Genomic DNA, 20,058 nt, shown 5'->3' with positions numbered 1-20,058 from the left:
GCTACGCCAGCTCGCGTTTTTTCTCGTTGACGTCGTTTTCAATGCCCTGCCTGACGTCCGCTGGGATCTTCAACGACTGCGCCAGCGCATCGAGATAGCCACGTTCCATAAAGTGATCGACGTCGATCACCATGCAACTGAGGTAATACACCTCAAGCGCCTCATCTTCGTTTTTCACGCTTTGGGCGATCAGATCCGGGTTTAACGGTTGGTCGATCGCCTCCTGCACCCATTTTTGCGCTTCCTCACCCACCTGCAGTTGTTCCAGGCTGTGGTCGATGGCGCGTTTTTCTTCCGCATCGATATGGCCGTCGCTCTTGGCGGCAAACACCAGCGCCTGCACCAACCGTTTGGCGCGCAGATCCACCGGCGTGGCCTGTAAGCCAAACTGCGGTTCATCCTGATGAGTTTCTTTCACCCGCTGCTTGTATTTATTCCACAACACTGCGCCGACGGCCGCGCTGCCGCCGATAATCAAGGCGTTCTTGCCGAACTTGCCCACCAGCTTGCGCGAAGACTTGTTTGCCAGCAAAACGCCCACCAGCCCCCCCAACGCGGTCGGGGCTAGCAACTTGCCAATGCCTTCCGCCCCACCGATGGAACCGGCCTTTTGCCCAATCATCGATTGAATCTGCTGCATCCAGTTATTTTTCATGCTCTACCCTTTGCGTGAGGAAACGAGGCGCGCAGGCACGGAAGAGCCGACGCCGATGAACCGCCAGATTAGGGGATTTTTTGTCAACTTACGTATGGGGGATGAAAACCTGTGTTTAGCGTGGAGAAAACGATGACGGGCCGCGCAGGCCCGCCATTTTTGGTGCTTCAGCCTTCTTCGCCCGGCTGTTCTTCGTCCTGCTCATACTCTGCCAGTTCGTCACGCATCGCCTGAATCGACTCGCGGGCCAGCAGCGCCAGCGTACGGTAAAAACCGGTGGTGGCGTGCGCTTCCACTTTACCGAGGAAACGGCCGCACCAAGGCAACAGATATTCGTCAAACAGGGTGATTTGCGCCTGTACTTCGTCTTCCTGCGATTGGTCTTCCAGCCAGGAGGCAGCCAGCAGCAGAGAGCCGAAGTGATCGGCCGGCGCTTCGCCCAGCGGCATGCCGCGTTGCTGCAGGAAAGCGCGAACTTCCGCCTCCGTTGCCCCTTCCACATAAGCGGAACGGAACGGCGACACGCTGCATTCGCTGCCGACAAACATCGCGTTGAAATCGGCGGAAAGCAGGTTCACATCACACCCCTGCTGCAAGCGCGCCAGCAGTTCGTCCTGCTCCAGCGGCCAGTGTTGCTGCAGCTTGCCCTCTTTAATCAGCGTGAACAGCGGCACCAGCAGCGGATCTTGCGGCTGACGGTAAAACAGCGTACCCAGCACGCGGCAAACAACGGAAAACTCATTCATGATAATGCCTTATACAATACGGAAAATTTGCCGGGACGATGTCACAAATCGGCCAATTCCGCAATCGCCGGCTTGCCACGCCGCTCGAGAAAGTCCAGCAAGCGCCGTGGGCTGACGTTGAGGATCCGCTCCTGCGGGAATTCCACTTCAGCGATGATGCGTTCACAGTGCTCGAAGCCGCCGAGTGAGAAAGCGATATGTGAATCAGAACCCAGCGCCAGCCAACCGCCTGCATCACGCACCGCGGCGGCAATCGCCCGGCAATTGTCCTCGCTGCCCTTGCGTGAATGGGTGAATGACGAGTTATTCAGCTCCAGTGCCACTTCATACTTCGCCGCCGCTGCGGCGACCGCCGCGATGTCGATCGGATACCTTGGGTTGCCGGGATGGCTGATAATGTGCACATCCCCTTGCGCCATTGCGGCAATCATCGCTTCGGTATTGGCCGCCTTGTCCTGCGGCGCAAACACCGGCTCGTGGAAACCGGCGATAATCACGTCGACTTCGTTCAACATCGGCCCGGTGCAGTCGATATCGCCCTGCAGGTTTTTGATGTTGGCCTCGATACCGCGCAGGATCCCTACGCCATCCACCAGGCGCGGCCAGACGCGCATGTTCATAAAATGCCAATAATGCGGCGCATCGGCCATATCCGGGCCGTGATCGGTGATGGCGAACAGTTTGATGCCCTTTTGATGGGCTTCGACGATGTAATCATGCAGCGTACTGTAGGCGTGGGTGCTGGCAACGGTGTGCATATGCAAATCAACAGGGTACATTATTTCTCCTTCTGGCGGCCTGCCAAAGGGACAGCGACAGACCGGGTTTCTTATTAGCTTAGCAGGTGAGTCACCGAAAGGTCAGTAGCCAAGTTGCATATCCACCACCCCGGCCGGCGTTTGCCCGGCCTCGAGAGTGCGGATGTTGGCGGCTATCTGGTCCATCGCCTGTTCCGGCAAGGTGATGGCAGCAATATGCGGGGTAATGGTGACACGCGGATGACGCCAGAACGGATGTGCCTGCGGCAGCGGCTCGTTGACGAACACATCCAGGGTGGCGGCGGCAATCTGCCCCTGCTCCAGCGCCTGCAAGAGATCGTCCTCAACCAGATGCGCGCCGCGGGCGATGTTGATCAGATAGGCTCCCGGCACCAAATGCGCGAACAGGTGGCGATTGAGGATATCGGCGGTTTCCAGCGTGTTGGGCAGCAAGTTGATCAGCAACCGGGTACCTTCGAGAAACGCAGTGCGCTGCTCTGCGCCGGCAAAACTCTCAACGCCATCGATCTGCTTGGGGCTGCGGCTCCAGCAACGTACGTTAAAACCGAACTCCACCAGCTTTTGCGCCACGCTTTTCCCCAGAACGCCTGCACCGAGGATGCCAATGGTGAAATCATCCTGTTGATGGGGATCGAGCGGCTGCCATTTTTGCTGCTGTTGCAGCAATTGATACTCGTCGAAACGACGGAAGTAACGCAACACGCAGCTCAACGCATATTCCTGCATCTGCTGCGCCATGCCGGTATCTTCCAGGCGCAGCAGCGGAACGCCCGCCGGTAACGTGCCGGGATGCCGGCGCTCTTGTTCGAGGATGGCATCGACGCCCGCCCCCAGGGCAAACACCCCTTTCAGTTGCCGGCGGTTAGCCAGCATCTCCTGCGGCGGACGCCACGCCAACGCATAATCCGCCGGGCGATCGTCGCCGGGTTGCCATTCGCGAACGTTGGCCTGCGGCAAACGCTGTTTGATGCCTGTCAGCCAATCCCGGGCGTTAAATAAAGGGTGGTAATAAATGATGTTCATCGGTCAGGCTCCGTCTGTTTTTTATGCATTTTCATCCAGACTTCCGCGATTCGCCGACAGATGCAAGCGTTAAAGCCAAAAACGCAAACAGCCCCGACCAGTGGGGCTGTTTTTTTGTCCTGCGGGGGCTCAGGCAGCGACGGGGGCATCGTGCCTTATCAACCGGCGCAACAGCGGGATCAGAATCAACATCACCACGCCAACGCCCGCCGCTCCCCAGCCCAGCGCACTGAATATTTCGCTGTAGCCGGGGTTGGTCAGCGCCGGAGTGCTGCCGCTGTTTTCCGGCATCAGGCCGGAGACATAGCCTGCCAACACCGAAGCGACGCCGGTGACCATCATCCAGCAGCCCATCATGACGCCCTGATAACGCGGTGGCGCCAGCTTGCCGATCATCGCGTAGCCGATCGGGGAAATCATCAGTTCGCCAATACTCTGCAGTATGTAGCTGATTACAATCCATTTAAACGCCACCAGCCCGTCGCCACCGGCCAGGCTGATGCCCAGTGGCAACACCAGCATGCCCAACCCGATGCAAAACAGCGAGCCGGAGAATTGCAACGGGATATCGATATTGCAGCCACGCGCTCGCAAGCGGTTAAACCACCAGGCCATCAGCGGCCCGCCCACGACGATCACCAGCGTATTGATATTCTGGATCCACTGCGGAGCGACCTGAATACCGTAGACGTTCAGGTTGACATTGTGTTCGGAAAACAGCATCAGCCCCATAGGCGCCAATTGGTACAACGCCCAAAATACCAATGAGCCCAGTGCCAAAATCAGATACGCCACCATGCGGCGGCTCTCCGCACGCGGGTGGTGACGCAGTGTGACCACGCACAGCATCAGGAAAATCAGTATGCCGAGGCCAATCACAAAGTGGCCGCTGAATTCCGCATGGGTCAGCATCACCCGGATAATGGGCACCAGCGCCACCAATACTGCCAGCCCCACCAGCATACGCCGGCGGTATTGCGCGCGGCTGGCGTCATGCAGCGGTGTGTTGAGATCGGCCAGAATGCGCCAACGGCTGACGGCGACGATAATCGCCGCAGCATTGCCCAACGTCGCAAACAGGAACAGCGCACGGTAGTTTTCGCTCAACTGGAAATAGCCGGCCACGGTAAAACCGACAAAGAAACCCAGGTTCATCCCGGCGTAGTTCCACAAAAACGCCGATTCGCGCCGATCGTCATCCGGTTTGAAGCGCTGGGTGAGCATCATATTGATGCAGGTGACGTTCAGCCCGCTGCCGGTCAGGAACATCGCCAGCCCCCAATACAGGCCCCAAACGCCCGCCACGGCAATCAGCGCGCAGCCGATCACCTGCAGCACCATACCCAGTACGAACAGGTTGCGGTTACTCAGAAAGCGCCCGCCCAGGTAACCGCCGAACATATGCAGCCCATAGTTGAAGGCGCCGAACACCCCCATCATGGCGTTAGCGCTGCCCTCGCTAAAGCCCAGGCGTTTGGTGGCATAAAGCACCAGCGTGGAGTACAGCACGGCAAAACCCAGCGTGGCGAAGATTTGGATAAAAAACAGTGCCCCGGCGCCCGGGGGAATGGCGTGGCGCTGATGCGCCGCCGGCATGGAGTCCGATGGAGTCAAAGTAAACCTCTGCTGCATGATGCCCGTCGTATTTCAAGCCGCAGCGCCGCTGGCTGCCCGTTGAAATTCGTCGAGTCCGTTATTTTAATTGATCAGTCCCTGTCTGCGTTATCGCCGGCGTACGGCCCGACGACCTGCGCGGCGGTGTGATATTCCTTGCCAAATCCTCCGCGTCAGCAGCGATCTATTTAGCGATACATATGACTAATAATCCAGTATTAATGCATATAACAGCACAGCATAAGACTTAGCTGCTGGTATATTGAGCTGATGTATACCAAGGCGCTCAAACATTATCCTGCTAGATAATTTAGCGCCGTTATTACCCCTCAGACACGCGTTGGCCAACGGTTTATCGCTCGGGAAATCAGCAAATTGCTGCAACTTTGGCTAAACAGTCATTGTTATGTCACAAGAGGGTTGACGCTGGGATCAGATTCTCCTACATTAGCGCCCGTCGACAGCGCAATGCGTTAGCGATGCTACAAAACGGTGAGGTGTCTGAGTGGCTGAAGGAGCACGCCTGGAAAGTGTGTATACGCGTAAGTGTATCGAGGGTTCGAACCCCTCTCTCACCGCCATATTCTGAAGAGAAAGCCTGGATTCGCGTCCAGGCTTTTTTGCTTTTATAAATCCCCGTAGAGAGGGGTGAGAAGCCTCGACAGGGTTTGACAAAACGCATCGCGTTTTGGACCGCCAAAGGCGGCCCGCAGGGTGAGCGCAGCGAATCAAGCCCTCTCTCACCGCCATATTCTAAAGAGAAAGCCTGGATTCGCGTCCAGGCTTTTTTGTTGTCTGCAATTCAGGAAAAATGCCCGCAGAGCTAACGGTCCACTGGGTTTGCCGCAGTTTTCGACAAACTGAGCAGCGCGTGAGCGGACGCGCCGAAACGCAGAAATTCTGCTTGACCGGATCGCCCCCACTCCCTATAGTAGCGCCCCGTTGCACCAATGAGTACGCAACGAAAAAATACGGTGAGGTGTCTGAGTGGCTGAAGGAGCACGCCTGGAAAGTGTGTATACGCGTAAGTGTATCGAGGGTTCGAACCCCTCCCTCACCGCCATATTTTGAAGAGAAAGCCTGGATTCGCGTCCAGGCTTTTTTGCTTTATACGTCCCCTCACCGCCATATTCCAAAGAAAAAGCCTGAACGCAAGTTCAGGCTTTTTTGTTGTCTGCAATCCGTCTCAGTGTGCGCGGCTGGCGGCGATCTGCGGCTGCATCACGGCGCGGCGCCAGTCGCCCGGGGTCTGGCCGAATTGGCGTTTAAAACTGCGATTGAAGGATTGCTGCGAGTCAAAGCCGAGTGATATCGCCACGCTGACGATAGGTTCGCCGCTGTTGGCCAGACGCTCTGCGGAAACCCTCAGCTTCTGCATGCGGATATACTCCCCCAACGCGTAGCCGGTCTGGCGTTTGAACATGCGCTGCAGGTGCCATTTGGAATATCCCGCGCGGTCCGCCACGGTATTGATATCCAGTTTCTCTTCCAGATTGTTGTCAATCCACTCAATCAAATCAGTAATAAAACCCGTGCTGTTCATGCTGACGCTCCCATGACATTGGCAGGTAAGTCCTGCTGCCCTATACCACTACGTTGCAGCAGTTTTGCATTAAATGCAATTTTTATTATTGCATTTATAGAATAGGCGCTTCTATAATCCACCCAGTTAATGTAACCGATATTAATACATTAATGTGACAACAATGTGTTTCAAAACCTAACGTTGTGCCGATGAACGACGCAACTGCTCTGCCGCCGGTTACAGGCCAGGGACGTTACCCGGATAACAGGGCCGGGTGTATGGCCTGACCGCGCTCACCCATGGAATAAAAATAATGCCAAGCCAGCCAAACTCATTGTTTAACGCTCACAGCATCGGTTTCAGCACGCGCCTTTCAACGGTAGCGCTGCTGGTCGCCCTGCTGGCAGGGTGCGACAACAGCGTCGCTCAAAATGCGGCTCCCCCGCCACCGGCCGTCAGCGCCGCTAACGTGGTAATAAAACCCATCAGCCAGTGGGATGCCTTTAACGGCCGGATCGAAGCGGTGCAAAGCGTTCAGCTACGCCCGCGGGTTTCCGGCTATATCGATAAGGTGAATTACACCGAAGGCGACGAGGTTAAAAAAGGCCAGGTGTTGTTCACCATCGACGATCGCACCTACCGCGCCGCCCGTGAACAGGCTCAGGCCGAACTGGTACGAGCGCGTAATCAGGCGGCGTTGGCCCGCAGCGAATCCAGCCGCACCGAGAAACTGATCGGCACCCAGGCGATCTCGACCGAGGTGTGGGAACAGCGCCGATCCTCCGCCGCGCAGGCGCAAAGCAACGTGCTGGCGGCCCAGGCTCAGCTTGATATTGCGCAGCTTAACCTCGATTTTACCCGGGTGACCGCCCCGATCGACGGGCGCGCCAGCCGTGCCATGATCACCGCCGGTAACCTGGTCACCACCGGAGATAGCGCCAGCGTGCTCACTACGCTGGTGTCGCTCGATAAGGTCTATGTCTATTTCGACGTTGATGAATCCACCTTCCTGCGTTACCAGAACATGGCGCGCGACGGCCAACGCAGCCAGGATCCGCAGGCGAAATTGCCGGTCAAGGTCGGCCTGGTAGGTGAAGACGGCTACCCGCATCAGGGCGTTGTCGATTTCACCGATAACCAGCTGAATGCCGGTACCGGCACCATTCGCATGCGCGCTCAGCTAGAAAACCGCGAGCGCCGCTTCACTCCTGGGCTGTTTGCACGAGTGCAGATGCCCGGCAGCGCCGAGTTCAACGCCATGCTGATCGACGATAAATCGGTGATGACCGATCAGGACCGCAAATTCGTTTATGTCGTCGACAAGGACGGCAAGGCGCAGCGGCGCGATATCGAAGTAGGCCGCGTGGCGGATGGATTACGCATCGTGCAGAAAGGCCTGTCTGCGGGCGATCGGGTGATCGTCGATGGCATGCAGAAAGTGTTTATGTCAGGGATGCCGGTCAATGCGAAAACCGTCGTGATGGCCGCCAACACGCCCGCTTCCGCAGTCAACTAAGCCACCAGCAGAGAACCCTGACCCATGGATTTTTCCCGTTTTTTCATCGACCGACCGATCTTTGCCGCGGTGCTGTCGATCCTGATTTTCGTCAGTGGCGTTATTGCGATCCCGCTGTTGCCGATCAGCGAATACCCGGACGTCGTGCCTCCGAGCGTGCAAGTGCGCGCCCAATACCCAGGCGCCAACCCGAAAGAGATTGCCGAAACGGTGGCTACGCCGCTGGAAGAGGCAATCAACGGCGTCGAACACATGATGTACATGAAATCGGTGGCCGGTTCTGACGGCGTGCTGGTGACCACCGTCACCTTCCGCCCGGGTACCGATCCCGATCAGGCACAGGTACAGGTGCAAAACCGCGTAGCGCAGGCCGAGGCTCGCCTGCCCGAAGACGTGCGCCGCCAAGGGGTAACCACGCAGAAGCAATCCCCGGCCCTGACGCTGGTGGTGCATCTGGTTTCCCCTTCCGGCAAATACGACTCACTGTATCTGCGTAACTACGCCACCCTGAAGGTCAAAGATGAGTTGGCCCGTCTGCCGGGCGTCGGCCAGGTGCAGATTTTCGGCGCCGGCGAATACGCCATGCGCGTCTGGCTGGATCCCAATAAGGTCGCCTCTCGCGGGCTGACCGCCTCTGACGTGGTCACCGCCATGCAGGAGCAGAACGTGCAGGTTTCCGCCGGCCAACTGGGCGCGGAGCCGATGCCGACCCGCAGCGATTATCTGCTTTCCATCAACGCCCAGGGCCGCCTGCAAACCGAGGAAGAGTTCGGCAATATTATCCTCAAGAGCGGCGACAACGGCGAGATAGTGCGCCTGCGCGACGTGGCGCGTATTGAAATGGGGTCCGGCAGCTATGCGCTGCGCGCCCAGCTCAATAATAAGGATGCCGTCGGGATCGGTATCTTCCAGGCTCCGGGCGCTAACGCCATCGAGCTGTCGGATGCGGTGCGGGCCAAAATGGCCGAGCTGTCGACCCGCTTCCCGGATGGTATGAGCTGGAAATCACCCTACGACCCAACGGTGTTCGTACGCGATTCGATCCGCGCGGTGGTAGATACCCTGCTCGAAGCGGTGCTGCTGGTGGTGCTGGTGGTGATCCTGTTCCTGCAAACCTGGCGCGCCTCGATCATCCCGCTGCTGGCAGTGCCTATTTCCATCGTCGGTACCTTCGCCGCGCTATACCTGCTGGGCTTCTCGCTCAATACGCTCAGCCTGTTCGGGCTGGTGCTGGCGATCGGTATCGTGGTCGATGACGCCATCGTGGTGGTGGAAAACGTCGAACGTAATATCGAGGAAGGGTTATCGCCGCTGGCGGCGGCGCACCAGGCAATGCGCGAAGTGTCCGGGCCGATCATCGCCATCGCGGTGGTGCTGTGTGCGGTGTTCGTGCCGATGGCATTTTTGTCCGGCGTCACCGGCCAATTTTATAAGCAGTTCGCCGTCACCATCGCCATTTCGACCGTGATTTCGGCCATCAACTCGCTGACCCTGTCGCCGGCATTGGCGGCATTGCTGCTGAAACCGCACGACGCGCCGAAGGATATGCCATCGCGCCTGATCGACCGGCTGTTCGGTTGGCTGTTCCGCCCGTTCAACCGCTTCTTTGCCAACAGCTCGCAGCGCTATCAGCGTGGGGTTTCCCGCGCGCTCGGCAAACGCGGCGCGGTGTTCGTGGTGTACGTGCTGTTGTTGTGCGCTGCGGGCGTGATGTTTAAAACCGTGCCCGGCGGATTTATCCCGACGCAGGATAAGCTTTACCTGATTGGCGGGGTGAAAATGCCGGAGGGCGCGTCGCTGGAACGTACCGACGCGGTGATCCGCAAAATGAGCGCCATCGGCCTGAGCGTCGACGGGGTGACGGACGCGGTAGCCTTCCCGGGGCTGAATGCATTGCAGTTTACCAATACGCCCAATACCGGCACCGTGTTCTTCGCGCTTGAATCTTTAAGCACCCGCACCCGTAGCGCGGCGCAGATCAACGCCGAGATCAATGCGCGCATCTCGCAGATTCAGGAAGGGTTCGCCTTCTCGATCATGCCGCCGCCCATTCTCGGTATCGGGCAGGGGTCCGGTTATTCGCTGTATATCCAGGATCGCGCCGGTCTCGGATATGGCGCGCTGCAAACCGCGATCAACACCCTGTCGGGCAGCATCATGCAAACGCCGGGCATGAGTTTCCCGATCTCGTCTTATCAGGCCAACGTGCCGCAACTGGAAGCGAAAATCGATCGCGACAAAGCCAAGGCGCAGGGCGTGCCGCTCAACGCGCTGTTCAGCACGCTACAGACTTATCTGGGGTCGTCTTATATCAATGACTTCAACCGTTATGGCCGCACCTGGCAAGTCATCGCGCAAGCCGACGGCCAATTCCGCGACAGCGTGGAGGATATCGCCAACCTGCGCACCCGTAACGACAAGGGCGAAATGGTGCCGATTGGCAGCATGGTCAACATCAGCACCACCTACGGGCCGGACCCGGTGATCCGTTATAACGGCTTCCCGGCGGCGGACCTGATTGGCGATGCCGATCCGCGCATCCTGTCGTCTACGCAGGCAATGAGCGAACTGACGACGATGGCCACCAAGCTGTTGCCGAACGGCATGAACATTCAGTGGACCGATCTGAGCTACCAACAGTCGACCCAGGGCAATGCGGCGATTATCGTGTTCCCGGTGGCGGTGCTGCTGGCGTTCCTGGCGCTGGCCGCGCTGTACGAAAGCTGGACGCTGCCGCTGGCGGTGATCCTGATTGTGCCAATGACCATGCTGTCGGCGCTGTTCGGCGTCTGGCTGACCGGCGGTGACAACAATGTGTTCGTGCAGGTGGGGCTGGTGGTGTTGATGGGGCTGGCCTGCAAGAACGCCATTTTGATCGTCGAGTTCGCCCGTGAGCTTGAGTTGCAGGGCAAAGGCATTATGGAAGCGGCGCTGGAAGCTTGTCGCCTGCGGTTACGACCGATCGTCATGACCTCCATCGCCTTTATTGCCGGTACTATCCCGTTGATTCTGGGCCACGGCGCCGGTGCCGAAGTGCGCGGAGTGACCGGTATCACGGTGTTTGCCGGCATGCTTGGCGTGACGTTGTTCGGGTTATTCCTGACGCCGGTGTTCTACGTCACCCTGCGCCGTATGGTGACACGTAAAGCACAGCAGCAAACGGCATAAAAGTTCGCCTGCCGGCCGCGGCAGGCATAAAAAAAGGTCGGGCTCAGCCCGACCTTTTTCTTTGCATCAACACCGCAGATTATTTATCCGCAGCCTCCGCAAGTTTCGCCGTTTCCGCCACGTATTCCGCGCAACTGCGTTTATCGCCACGCTCCAGCTCGGCCAACGCATCCGCAACCGTATGGCGCTCCAGCACCGCCAGCGATGCCTCTTCCGCCTCATTCACCACCGACTTGAAATACCAGCAGGCATTGGCGCTGACCAGGCAGCGGGCAGGCCCTTCCGGCCGCGCAGCCCAGATGCGTTTATCGTCAATGACGGACAAATAGATCTCGCGCAGGGTGATCTCTTCCACAGGGCGGCCAAGGTGAATCGAGCCATTACGGCCCAGCGTGGAGACGATAATGCCATTTTTGGTCAAGGGCACCATCAGCTTGCGGATAAAACTGGGGTTGGCTTCCAGACCAGCGGCAAGGATCGCGCTGGTCGAACGCAGGCCCTGCTTTTCAGCCAAGGCTACGCTAAGTACCATTTGCAATGCTGTCGGAAAGCGGAAATCTAGCATGTCTTTATCTCTGTCTCCAGGAGACCAAAATCTCAGGCTTGGCCGGTGCGGCATCGCGCCATAACACCCGCTCAATTGCACAATAATATAACAAATATTGCCGCATTATTGAAGTTATGCCCTGGGAAATCGCACGGATACATTAGCGTAAAAAATGCCGTTGGCGCCGGCTCGAGGTGACGCGGCGGCGTAATAAAACAGAAACCCGCGTCAATATTAATGCCGCTCGCTTAACTGCGTTAAACGATCAGAACTAACACTGTCCGCGGGTTTAATTCTTAAACTGTGATCAGGCTTTGTTCAGCACCAGTTGGCCGCTTTTATCCAGCGGGATCTGGGTACCGGGATCGTGATCCATACGGATCTTGCCCTGCTGATTGCCAATCTTGTAGGTCACATCGTAACCCAGCATTTTCTGTGATTTGTCGTAGACCGTTTTGCAACGCTGTTGCGTGCTGGTAGTCGTGTCGTTGCTTTGCATCGCCCCCTGCACCTGATTACCGGCATAACCGCCACCCAGCGCGCCAACCACTGTCGCAACGTCACGACCGCGACCGCCGCCAAACTGATGACCAATCACGCCACCGGCTACCGCACCCAACACGGAACCGGCAATGCGATTTTCATCCTGCACCGGCGCACGGTGAGTGACGGTCACATTGCGGCATTCCTGACGCGGGGTTTTGATGGTTTCTTTGATCGGCGTTGCGGCGAGCACCTGCGCAAATTGCGGACCGGAAGAAAACACATCCATGCTTGCAACCGCGGCAATACCCAGAGCAGCTGCAATACCAATCCCAACACCGGCTAACATTGACTTGTTCACAGGAAATCCTCCTGAAAGTGTTACCACGCATTTGTACCGGGAACGCTACCTACAATTGCGCCGCGCTTATTATTTTGCGCATGGGCGGCACGTGGTATCCCGGTTTACGGCGTGCGCGACGCGCCGTCTGTAAACGAGATAAAGTCTGCACAATGTTCCGGATCCTCGCAATAAGACAATGTGACCAAAGATGCTGGAAATCACACATCTCCCCGATGTTTAGGAGGAATCTTAAGAATTTTACCCATGCCACCGAAATTTTATGCTGGTTACTAATCCCGCAACGGCCGATGCAGCCTGGCGTAGGCATAAAAAAACCCACGCGGGCGAACCGGCGTGGGTGAGTCGTTAACTGCTGCTTTTAGTGCATTTTCAGACGCGGGCGGATCACCCGGTTGATACCGCCAACCAGCATCATCAGGCCGGTTTTGATGTAACCATGCAGGGCGACCTGATGCATGCGGTACAACGAGATATAGACGAAGCGCGCGATGCGCCCTTCTACCATCATCGAACCGCGCATCAGGTTGCCCATCAGGCTGCCGACGGTGCTGAAGCGTGACAACGAGACCAGAGAACCGTGGTCTTTATACACGTAAGGTTTCAGCGTCTGGCCGTTCATCAGCGCCAGAATGTTGGTGAAGCAGCGTGACGCCATCTGGTGCGCCGATTGGGCGCGGGGCGGCACGAAACCGCCGCCTTCTTTCGGGCAGGAAGCGCAGTCGCCAATGGCGAAAATGTTCGGATCGCGCGTGGTCTGCAGCGTCGGCTCCACCACCAGTTGGTTAATCCGGTTGGTTTCCAGCCCGGCGATGTCCTTCATAAAGTCCGGCGCCTTGATGCCGGCTGCCCATACCATCAGATCGGCATCGATAAATTCGCCGCCCTTGGTATTCAGGCCGTTGGCATCCGCGCTGGTGACCATGGTGTTGGTCAGTACGCGCACGCCCAGTTTGTTCAGTTCCTGATGCGCAGCGGCGGAAATGCGCGGCGGCAACGCCGGCAGAATGCGCTCGCCCGCTTCTACCAGAGTCACGTTCAACGCGCTGTTGTCCAGGCCTTCGAAACCATAGCTGTGCAGCTGTTTCACCGCGTTGTGCAGCTCGGCGGACAGTTCCACGCCGGTGGCGCCGCCGCCGACGATGGCGATGTTCACTTGCCCTTTCTCCCCCGGCTGCGCCGAGAACTTCAGGAACAGGTTCAGCATTTCATTGTGGAAACGGCGTGCCTGATGCGGGTTATCCAGGAAGATGCAGTGATCTTTTACGCCTGCTGTGCCGAAATCGTTCGAGGTGCTGCCCAGCGCCATAACCAGAATGTCGTAAGGCAACTCGCGCTCTGGCACCAGTTCTTCACCCTGTTCGTCGCAGATTTGCGCCAACTGCAGCGTTTGGGTTTCACGGTTAATGTTGGTCAGCGATCCCAGCTGGAAGCTGAAATTGTGGTTGCGCGCGTGCGCCAGGTAGCTCAGCGCGTCCACGCCGTCATCAAGGGAACCGGTTGCTACTTCATGCAGCAAAGGTTTCCACAAATGGCTGTGGTTACGGTCCACCAGCGTGATCTCGGCTTTGTGCTTGCGGCCGAGCTTATGCCCCAGACTGGTAGCCAGTTCCAGACCGCCGGCGCCACCGCCGACAATAACGATTTTTTTCTTTGGCGTTGTCAAAATAACCCCCTAAATGTGAACCAATTGTTACCCAAGGGTAAATAAATAATATCCTTAGATTACATAGGGTTCGCTTAAAATAAACCTGCTATCTAAAGTCAGAATAGCATGTGAGGTTATTTGGTCATACCAAAATTGATGTGCATCAAACTTTTTTGGTTAAAGGCTGGACGCGGGGGATTTTTGAGGATTGCGATTCAAATAGTTAGCGCTGTGTCACAGTTTTAAATTTTGCCGCTGGCCAAGGAAAACAGGGCGTTTTTGCTGAAAAATGCCGCAATTTTTGCCGTTACAAAGCAATCACTGCGGCGTCGTCAGGCGTTATGAAACTGTTAAAGCAGGCTCTTGAACGCCTTGAGGCGTTGCAGGTGCGGCGAGATATTTTTGAACTTGTGGGTCTGTTGCTCATCCCAGACGATTTCGTAGTATTTGTGCAGCAATTCCGCACTGCGCTGGCTGTCCAGCACCTCATCCTGACGGGAAAGCACGACCAGGCAGCGATCCCGGTTCTTTTCGCGGAAATCCTCGACACACTTGGTGGCGATATCGCGGTACTCTTCCGGCCGGTCGATTTTGCCGTGCATATGTTCTTCAGGATATAGGTTAGGGTTGAAGATCGCCTGCCGGATGCCGCACAGGAAACCGATGCGTTCGGCCCAGAAACCGCCCAATCCCACCCCGCAGATCAGCGGATGCTGATCCCCTTCCTGCTGAACCGCCTTGTCCACCTCTTTCAACAGATGCTGCATATCATGGCGTGGGTGCAAGGTGCTGTAGCTGATAAAACGCACGTCCGGATCAATGAACTGCAGTTGTAAAACCTTTTCATGATTGCCGGGACTGGTGGAATCGAAGCCATGCAAATAGATAATCATATGGATCCTCGCAACAAGCTGAGGGCCGCGCCGCAGCCCTCATCATTTACTACGCCGTATTACGACGCCCTGGGTTCACCCGGCGCTACGCTGTTTATGTTCTTCCCAGCGTTCGCTGAGCGCGCTCAGCTCTTTATGCGCCTGCTGCCAGCGCGCAGAATCACGCAATTCCTGACGGGTGAACTGACCGCGATGATATAACTGCTTCACCCGGTCTGCTTTGACCGGGGACAGGTTATCCAGCACGCTGACCGCACCCTGGCGGTTATTGCACACCAGGATCATGTCACAGCCGGCATCCAGCGATGCCTGGCCGCGCTCGGCGTAACTGCCCATGATGGCGGCCCCTTCCATCGACAGATCGTCCGAGAAGATAACACCGTCAAAACCCAGTTCCTGGCGCAGAATTTGTTGCAGCCAGTATGGCGAACCGCTGGCCGGACGCGGGTCTGCTTCAGTATAGATGACGTGCGCCGGCATAACGGCGTCCAGCAACCGGCGGTTAATCAACTCGCGGAAGATCGCCATGTCATGCTCGCGGATCTGCGCCAGCGGGCGTGGATCGCGCGGGGTTTCTTTATGTGAATCCGCACTGACGGCGCCATGGCCGGGGAAATGCTTGCCGGTGGTTTTCATCCCGGCGCTGTGCATGCCCAGGATAAAACGCTCGGCCATCGCCAGCGCCTGTTGCGGCTCGCTGTGGAATGAGCGTTCGCCAATCGCCGCGCTGACGTGGCCGATATCCAGCACCGGCGCGAAGCTGATGTCGATATCCTGCGCGATCATTTCCGCCGCCATCAACCAACCGGCCTCCTGCGCCAGACGTCCAGCCTCATGCGCTTCGTTCAATGCGGCGAACGACTGCGCCGCCGGCAGGCGGGTGAACCCGTCGCGGAAACGCTGGACGCGCCCGCCCTCCTGATCCACCGCCACCACCAGCCGATCGTGGGAAGCCTCGCGGATTTGGCGCACCAGTTCACGCAGCTGCTGCGCATCGTGGAAGTTGCGGGTGAACAGGATAAGCCCGCCGACCAGCGGGTGTTTTAAAATCTCACGTTCTTCGGCATCCAGCTCATAGCTGGCGACATCTAACATTACTGGGCCCACGGCCACCTCACTTCATTATTCATTTATGCCTGTCATGCTTGAAGCTGCATCGTTGTTGGCTGCGCCTGCACGGCCCCGGTCACATCGTTATCCATGCTCCTGGGGGCACACAGGCTTGCCGTCTTAATGCCACTTCAATTATTTTGGTATAGAACATGGGGATGATAAACAAAAACGCCGGCGCTGCACTGCGCTCCAGCGTAAAAATTCGCTATCGCCGGTTTGTTGCCAGCGCACTTCAAACCATAACAGCATCAGGTAATCCACCCACGGCAACCAGCGCTGCACCTGTGTGCTCAGCAGCGGCAAGTCGTTGTAGCCATCTTGGGAATAGTGCTGCAAAAACTGCTGCTGATTGGCCGCAGACCACGCGTTGCCGCGAAACAGCGCGGCAATCTCCAGCGCGATATCGCCGTCGGCGGCGTACTCCCAGTCAATCAGCCGTACTCCTTCGCCCTGTGCAATCAAATTGCCCGGATGGATATCCATATGCAGCGGGGCGATTTTCAGCGGAGACGGCTGGCGGGTTTGCAAGAAGCGCTGATGCAACCGCAGCCAGGCAGGCGTCAAACGCCGACGATCCAACTGCTGCCAGTAACGGGCAAACTGTCCATGCAGGTTCAACGGATAACCGCTAAGCGGCCGCTGGTGTAAACGGGCAACCCATAGTGCCAGCTCGCCGTGCTGATTCAGACGCGTAAAACGCGCCTCAGTGACAACGTCACCAGCCAGCCATTCCAGGATAATCCACTGATTATTCTGCGCTAAAACCTGCGGCCCCAAGCCTCTGCCGGCACGGCGCAACACGCTCGCCTCTCGCCGCCGGTTCACGCCGAGCGCCGTTTTCTCTGCGCTTTGCCGGCGCGCCAACAATTGCACGCCTTCCCCCTCAATGCGCCAACTTTCGCCGGTCAACCCCTGCACCGGGCTGAAACGACAACCGGCGGTTTTCACCGCCGGCAGTTCGCTATCAATCAGCCTTCGCAGCGCGGCCTCAGCGGGTAACGGCGCCATTGCCTGACCAGACGATTTCACCGGTTTGTACCAGCATCAACTGCATATCCAGCGTTGGAGACTTCACGTCGCCGCTAACATCGCTGTACAGCACATACTGTGCGCTGACGATGCGCGCCAGGCCAATGGCCTTGCTGCGCGACCCCAGGCTGTCATCCGCCGACAGACCCAGCGTCTGCTTGGCGGTCGCCAGTTGCGCCTCCGGCACGACGGAGAAGGTTTGGTTCGATGCCAGCGCCTTATGCAACGCGGAGGTGGCTTTAGCGGTTTGCAATGAGCCGTTGGTGTTGTTCTTCACGCTGTCCAGCAGCAGCACGCTGCCCGGGTTGACGCCATCGGCTTTCAGCATCTGGTTCACCAGCGGTTGCACGCTGCTCAGCCAGTCAAGTTGCTGAATTTTTGGCGGTTGCGGCACCTGCTCGCCAACGGGCGGCTGGGGTTGCGGCTGCGGCTCTACCACCACCGGCGGTTTGGCCGGTTCCACGGTGGCCGGTGGCTGTTCAGGCTCTGGGGGACGTGACAAACAGCCGCTTAACGTCAATGCGGCCAGTGCGACCACTAGATACTTTTTCATTATCCCTCTCCAACAACTAAAGCAAAAGCTTACAAGAATAGATACAGACGCACGCGCTTGGCATCGAGGTTGCCGTTAATCGAGTAAATTTCAGCGTCTGAATTTGGCGCAACGATAACGGTACGCGGCTCTTCAAAGGGCCGAATATCCAGCCCCTGATTGTCATACCAGTAGAAGCGGTAATGCACCGTTACCGGTGTCGGCTGGTTGTTGCTGAGCACCGAAGTGGCCCTCACGCGCCCGGAGGCATCGGTAATCGACGGGTTATCGGCCACGATACCTGCGGTAAGCACCGGCGAATCCATCACCACCGCCTGCCGTTCGTTAACCGCAATGCCGGGCCGATTGCTGCAGCCCATCAGTATTGCGGCGGGTAACGCCAGCGCCATCAGACAACGCAGGGTTTTGCTATAGCGCATGATTGACCTCGGTTAGCGTGACAGCAGCGGCCCCAACGAACGGCCACCGACCAGGTGCATATGAATATGATAGACCTCCTGGCCGGCATGGCGATTGCAATTAACAATCAGGCGATAGCCGTCTTCGGCAATGCCTTCCTGTTCGGCAATTTTCGCCGCGGCGGTGATCATGCGGCCCAGCGCCGCTTCGTGCTCTGCAGTGACGTCGTTTACCGTTGGGATCAAGACATTGGGGATGATCAGAATATGGGTCGGAGCCTGAGGTGAAATATCACGGAACGCGGTGACCAGTTCGTCCTGGTAGACCACATCAGCAGGGATTTCGCGGCGGATAATTTTACTGAAAATCGTTTCTTCGGCCATCTGGCATTCCTTGTTGAGGAAAATAATCTGTACGCAGTATGAGTGACAAATTCTACTGCTTTCAACCTGATTGCGCACTTATCGCGTCGAGTGATGCAGAATCAGGCAACCTGCCAGGCCCGCTATGCCTCTGCCATTAGATCGCTGCGGCAATCATCTGATTTTTTTCACTTTGGTTATTCACTATTGTTGCTTTACTTGCCCGCGGCTGCCGCCAATAGTAACTCTATGATTAGCAAAGGATAGAAAACACCATGCCACTCAAAACCCTGGCGCTGGGCGTGCTGCTGCTGTGCGATGCCGCCCAGGCGGAAAGCAAAAACATTATCGATCTGCAGGCCAATCAGCAACATATACGCACGCTCAAAAACCCGGCTGCCGTCGCCTTGATCCCGGCAAATTACCATTTTGCCGTACCGGGCAAGTTAACCGTAGCGGTGGCGTCTGAAAACTCCCCGCCGCTGGCGCTGTTTGCCGAAGACAATAAAACCTTGATCGGCAGCGACCCGGATATCGCACAGCTGGTGGCGGACAGCCTGGGGCTGGAACTGAATCTTGTGCCTACCTCCTGGGAGGACTGGCCGCTTGGCATTACTTCCGGCAAGTACGATGCCGCCATTTTTAATATTGCGGTCACCAAGCTGCGGAAAACCAAATTCGATTTCGCCACATACCGCGTAGATACGCTGGGTTTCTATGTGAAATCCACCAGCAAGATCGCCTCAATCAACCAGCCGGCGGACGTTGCCGGGCTGCGGATTATTGTCGGCTCCGGCACGAATCAGGAAAACATCCTGCTCGGTTGGGATAAACAGAACCGCGCCAACGGCCTGGCGCCGGTGCAACCGATTTATGTTACCGATGACGCCGCCGCCAACCTGAGCATTCAGTCCGGGCGCGCCGACGCTTTCTTTGGCCCCCACTCTACCGGCGCCTATAAAGCGGCGCTAACCGGCAGAACCAAAATGGTCGGCATCGGTCCCAACGTCGCCTATGTCGCGGTAACCACCAAAAAAGACAATGGCCTGGTCACCGCCATCAACGCTGCCATTAATGGCGTGATCGTCAGCGGCGAATACGCGCAGGTGCTGGACCGCTGGGGTGAACATGATGAAAAGGTCGAGCGTTCCACCATCAACCCGCCGGGGATTGGCGATTAGCCAGCGTGCGGTGCATGCGCACGCATCCACTCGGCCAGTGAGTCCAACGCCGTAATCCGGTATTCAACGCGCGGAGGGTCCGGAAATACCTGCCGCGTCACCAGGCCGCGCTGCTCAAACTGCCGAAAGCGCCGCTGTCGTCAAAACGCCGGCGACTATTATTGAGTAATACCGACCGGGGAAGTGAAGGATGGCTATCGGCTCAGGTATCCTGAAAATGCCCATCCTATATAGTAATCGTGGAAATTATTTCTCTGATAACATTTTTACATACACTGATGTAAATGATGAGCTTCATTTACATCAACCTCCTGATGGTCACTGACAACCCGTCCTACACTGAATAGACAGGGCGTCGTCGGATCCCAGACCGCCAGCCGCAATCAGACTGACCCTAGGTTATCCCCCCACCCTCAATTGCTTTTCCCTGAATCGCTATGGCACGGATTTACCGTACCCTATG

18 protein-coding genes, 2 tRNA genes, 1 other RNA gene and 1 pseudogene are annotated in these 20,058 nt (G+C 57.2%); 6 read left to right on the top strand and 16 right to left on the bottom strand.

Annotated features, from left to right (window positions below; translation table 11 throughout):
* Position 1: 1 nt before the first annotated feature.
* The 5 genes from JK621_RS08365 to JK621_RS08345 all read right to left on the bottom strand — a co-directional run bounded on the left by JK621_RS08365 (position 2) and on the right by JK621_RS08345 (position 4,799).
* Positions 2-655: a tellurite resistance TerB family protein gene (locus JK621_RS08365; protein WP_212559394.1), complete on the bottom strand. Its 654-nt coding sequence runs from the start codon at positions 653-655 to the stop codon at positions 2-4.
* A gap of 167 nt (positions 656-822) precedes the next feature.
* The gene (locus tag JK621_RS08360) at positions 823-1,401 is read right to left on the bottom strand and encodes a TorD/DmsD family molecular chaperone (RefSeq protein WP_212559393.1); all 579 of its coding nucleotides are present in this window, start codon (positions 1,399-1,401) and stop codon (positions 823-825) included.
* Between the two features lie 41 nt (positions 1,402-1,442).
* Entirely contained in the window at positions 1,443-2,180 is a 738-nt protein-coding gene (locus JK621_RS08355; protein ID WP_004943097.1) for a phosphatase, read from the bottom strand.
* An 81-nt stretch (positions 2,181-2,261) separates the two neighbouring features.
* Positions 2,262-3,203 carry a glyoxylate/hydroxypyruvate reductase GhrA gene (ghrA, locus tag JK621_RS08350; RefSeq protein WP_212559392.1) on the bottom strand — a complete coding sequence of 314 codons (942 nt, stop codon included), beginning with the start codon at positions 3,201-3,203 and terminating at the stop codon, positions 2,262-2,264.
* Positions 3,204-3,332: 129 nt separating this feature from the next.
* Positions 3,333-4,799, bottom strand: coding sequence for a peptide MFS transporter (locus tag JK621_RS08345; protein WP_212560160.1), 1,467 nt, complete (start codon positions 4,797-4,799; stop codon positions 3,333-3,335).
* Between the two features lie 509 nt (positions 4,800-5,308).
* On the opposite strand from JK621_RS08345, the gene JK621_RS08340 reads away from it, so the two are divergent.
* The 3 genes from JK621_RS08340 (at position 5,309) to JK621_RS08330 (ending at position 5,880) form a co-directional block, all read left to right on the top strand.
* Positions 5,309-5,398: transfer RNA gene (locus JK621_RS08340), tRNA-Ser, on the top strand.
* 46 nt (positions 5,399-5,444) lie between these two features.
* Positions 5,445-5,566, top strand: a non-coding RNA gene (locus tag JK621_RS08335) — RtT sRNA.
* Between the two features lie 224 nt (positions 5,567-5,790).
* Positions 5,791-5,880: transfer RNA gene (locus tag JK621_RS08330), tRNA-Ser, on the top strand.
* A gap of 123 nt (positions 5,881-6,003) precedes the next feature.
* Here the strand turns inward: JK621_RS08330 and JK621_RS08325 are convergent.
* Positions 6,004-6,360, bottom strand: coding sequence for a helix-turn-helix domain-containing protein (locus JK621_RS08325; protein ID WP_212559391.1), 357 nt, complete (start codon positions 6,358-6,360; stop codon positions 6,004-6,006).
* A gap of 295 nt (positions 6,361-6,655) precedes the next feature.
* Here JK621_RS08325 and JK621_RS08320 point away from each other — a divergent pair, with 295 nt between their 5' ends.
* Entirely contained in the window at positions 6,656-7,858 is a 1,203-nt protein-coding gene (locus tag JK621_RS08320) for an efflux RND transporter periplasmic adaptor subunit (protein ID WP_212559390.1), read from the top strand.
* 24 nt (positions 7,859-7,882) lie between these two features.
* The gene (gene sdeB, locus JK621_RS08315; RefSeq protein WP_212559389.1) at positions 7,883-11,026 is read left to right on the top strand and encodes a multidrug efflux RND transporter permease subunit SdeB; all 3,144 of its coding nucleotides are present in this window, start codon (positions 7,883-7,885) and stop codon (positions 11,024-11,026) included.
* A gap of 79 nt (positions 11,027-11,105) precedes the next feature.
* Here sdeB and JK621_RS08310 read toward each other — a convergent pair whose 3' ends face one another.
* From JK621_RS08310 to hinT, 9 genes are all read right to left on the bottom strand, one after another.
* A complete protein-coding gene (locus JK621_RS08310; protein ID WP_062870499.1) occupies positions 11,106-11,591 on the bottom strand; it encodes an RrF2 family transcriptional regulator in 486 nt (161 codons plus the stop codon).
* 289 nt (positions 11,592-11,880) lie between these two features.
* Positions 11,881-12,417, bottom strand: a complete 537-nt coding sequence (locus tag JK621_RS08305) for a glycine zipper 2TM domain-containing protein (RefSeq protein WP_006322457.1) — start codon at positions 12,415-12,417, stop codon at positions 11,881-11,883.
* 361 nt (positions 12,418-12,778) lie between these two features.
* Positions 12,779-14,083 (bottom strand): NAD(P)/FAD-dependent oxidoreductase, encoded by a 1,305-nt coding sequence (locus JK621_RS08300; RefSeq protein ID WP_212559388.1) that lies wholly within the window; start codon positions 14,081-14,083, stop codon positions 12,779-12,781.
* A gap of 332 nt (positions 14,084-14,415) precedes the next feature.
* A complete protein-coding gene (gene ycfP, locus JK621_RS08295) occupies positions 14,416-14,958 on the bottom strand; it encodes an alpha/beta hydrolase YcfP (RefSeq protein ID WP_212559387.1) in 543 nt (180 codons plus the stop codon).
* Positions 14,959-15,033: 75 nt separating this feature from the next.
* On the bottom strand, positions 15,034-16,053 hold the full coding sequence (nagZ, locus tag JK621_RS08290) for a beta-N-acetylhexosaminidase (RefSeq protein WP_212559386.1): 1,020 nt from the start codon (positions 16,051-16,053) through the stop codon (positions 15,034-15,036).
* 150 nt (positions 16,054-16,203) lie between these two features.
* Entirely contained in the window at positions 16,204-17,079 is an 876-nt protein-coding gene (gene thiK, locus JK621_RS08285; RefSeq protein WP_212560159.1) for a thiamine kinase, read from the bottom strand.
* Entirely contained in the window at positions 17,060-17,653 is a 594-nt protein-coding gene (gene lpoB / locus JK621_RS08280; RefSeq protein WP_212559385.1) for a penicillin-binding protein activator LpoB, read from the bottom strand. The genes thiK and lpoB overlap by 20 nt, the downstream gene beginning before the upstream one ends.
* 29 nt (positions 17,654-17,682) lie before the next feature.
* Positions 17,683-18,072: a YcfL family protein gene (locus JK621_RS08275; RefSeq protein ID WP_212559384.1), complete on the bottom strand. Its 390-nt coding sequence runs from the start codon at positions 18,070-18,072 to the stop codon at positions 17,683-17,685.
* A gap of 12 nt (positions 18,073-18,084) precedes the next feature.
* Positions 18,085-18,435, bottom strand: a complete 351-nt coding sequence (hinT, locus tag JK621_RS08270) for a purine nucleoside phosphoramidase (protein WP_004943071.1) — start codon at positions 18,433-18,435, stop codon at positions 18,085-18,087.
* Between the two features lie 254 nt (positions 18,436-18,689).
* Here hinT and JK621_RS08265 point away from each other — a divergent pair, with 254 nt between their 5' ends.
* Positions 18,690-19,595, top strand: coding sequence for a transporter substrate-binding domain-containing protein (locus tag JK621_RS08265; protein ID WP_212559383.1), 906 nt, complete (start codon positions 18,690-18,692; stop codon positions 19,593-19,595).
* Here the strand turns inward: JK621_RS08265 and JK621_RS08260 are convergent.
* A pseudogene (locus tag JK621_RS08260) lies at positions 19,592-19,729 on the bottom strand (winged helix-turn-helix transcriptional regulator); the annotation flags it as partial. The gene JK621_RS08265 and the pseudogene JK621_RS08260 overlap by 4 nt on opposite strands.
* Positions 19,730-20,058 lie beyond the last annotated feature (329 nt).

It is taken from the genome of Serratia plymuthica, from assembly GCF_018336935.1.
GTDB classification, from domain to species: domain Bacteria; phylum Pseudomonadota; class Gammaproteobacteria; order Enterobacterales; family Enterobacteriaceae; genus Serratia; species Serratia plymuthica_B.
The sequence above is the reverse complement of the archived record's forward strand: the minus strand, read 5'-3'. Positions and strand labels throughout refer to the sequence as shown.

What these genes read in the sequence shown, in the direction of transcription:
- JK621_RS08275 (WP_212559384.1), bottom strand. Translation starts at nt 18,072, where the DNA reads ATGCGCTATAGCAAAACCCTGCGTTGTCTGATGGCGCTGGCGTTACCC.
- JK621_RS08325 (WP_212559391.1), bottom strand. Translation starts at nt 6,360, where the DNA reads ATGAACAGCACGGGTTTTATTACTGATTTGATTGAGTGGATTGACAAC.
- JK621_RS08320 (WP_212559390.1), top strand. Translation starts at nt 6,656, where the DNA reads ATGCCAAGCCAGCCAAACTCATTGTTTAACGCTCACAGCATCGGTTTC.
- nagZ (WP_212559386.1), bottom strand. Translation starts at nt 16,053, where the DNA reads ATGTTAGATGTCGCCAGCTATGAGCTGGATGCCGAAGAACGTGAGATT.
- JK621_RS08310 (WP_062870499.1), bottom strand. Translation starts at nt 11,591, where the DNA reads ATGCTAGATTTCCGCTTTCCGACAGCATTGCAAATGGTACTTAGCGTA.
- JK621_RS08360 (WP_212559393.1), bottom strand. Translation starts at nt 1,401, where the DNA reads ATGAATGAGTTTTCCGTTGTTTGCCGCGTGCTGGGTACGCTGTTTTAC.
- lpoB (WP_212559385.1), bottom strand. Translation starts at nt 17,653, where the DNA reads ATGAAAAAGTATCTAGTGGTCGCACTGGCCGCATTGACGTTAAGCGGC.
- thiK (WP_212560159.1), bottom strand. Translation starts at nt 17,079, where the DNA reads ATGGCGCCGTTACCCGCTGAGGCCGCGCTGCGAAGGCTGATTGATAGC.
- JK621_RS08265 (WP_212559383.1), top strand. Translation starts at nt 18,690, where the DNA reads ATGCCACTCAAAACCCTGGCGCTGGGCGTGCTGCTGCTGTGCGATGCC.
- sdeB (WP_212559389.1), top strand. Translation starts at nt 7,883, where the DNA reads ATGGATTTTTCCCGTTTTTTCATCGACCGACCGATCTTTGCCGCGGTG.
- hinT (WP_004943071.1), bottom strand. Translation starts at nt 18,435, where the DNA reads ATGGCCGAAGAAACGATTTTCAGTAAAATTATCCGCCGCGAAATCCCT.
- ghrA (WP_212559392.1), bottom strand. Translation starts at nt 3,203, where the DNA reads ATGAACATCATTTATTACCACCCTTTATTTAACGCCCGGGATTGGCTG.
- ycfP (WP_212559387.1), bottom strand. Translation starts at nt 14,958, where the DNA reads ATGATTATCTATTTGCATGGCTTCGATTCCACCAGTCCCGGCAATCAT.
- JK621_RS08355 (WP_004943097.1), bottom strand. Translation starts at nt 2,180, where the DNA reads ATGTACCCTGTTGATTTGCATATGCACACCGTTGCCAGCACCCACGCC.
- JK621_RS08345 (WP_212560160.1), bottom strand. Translation starts at nt 4,799, where the DNA reads ATGCCGGCGGCGCATCAGCGCCACGCCATTCCCCCGGGCGCCGGGGCA.
- JK621_RS08365 (WP_212559394.1), bottom strand. Translation starts at nt 655, where the DNA reads ATGAAAAATAACTGGATGCAGCAGATTCAATCGATGATTGGGCAAAAG.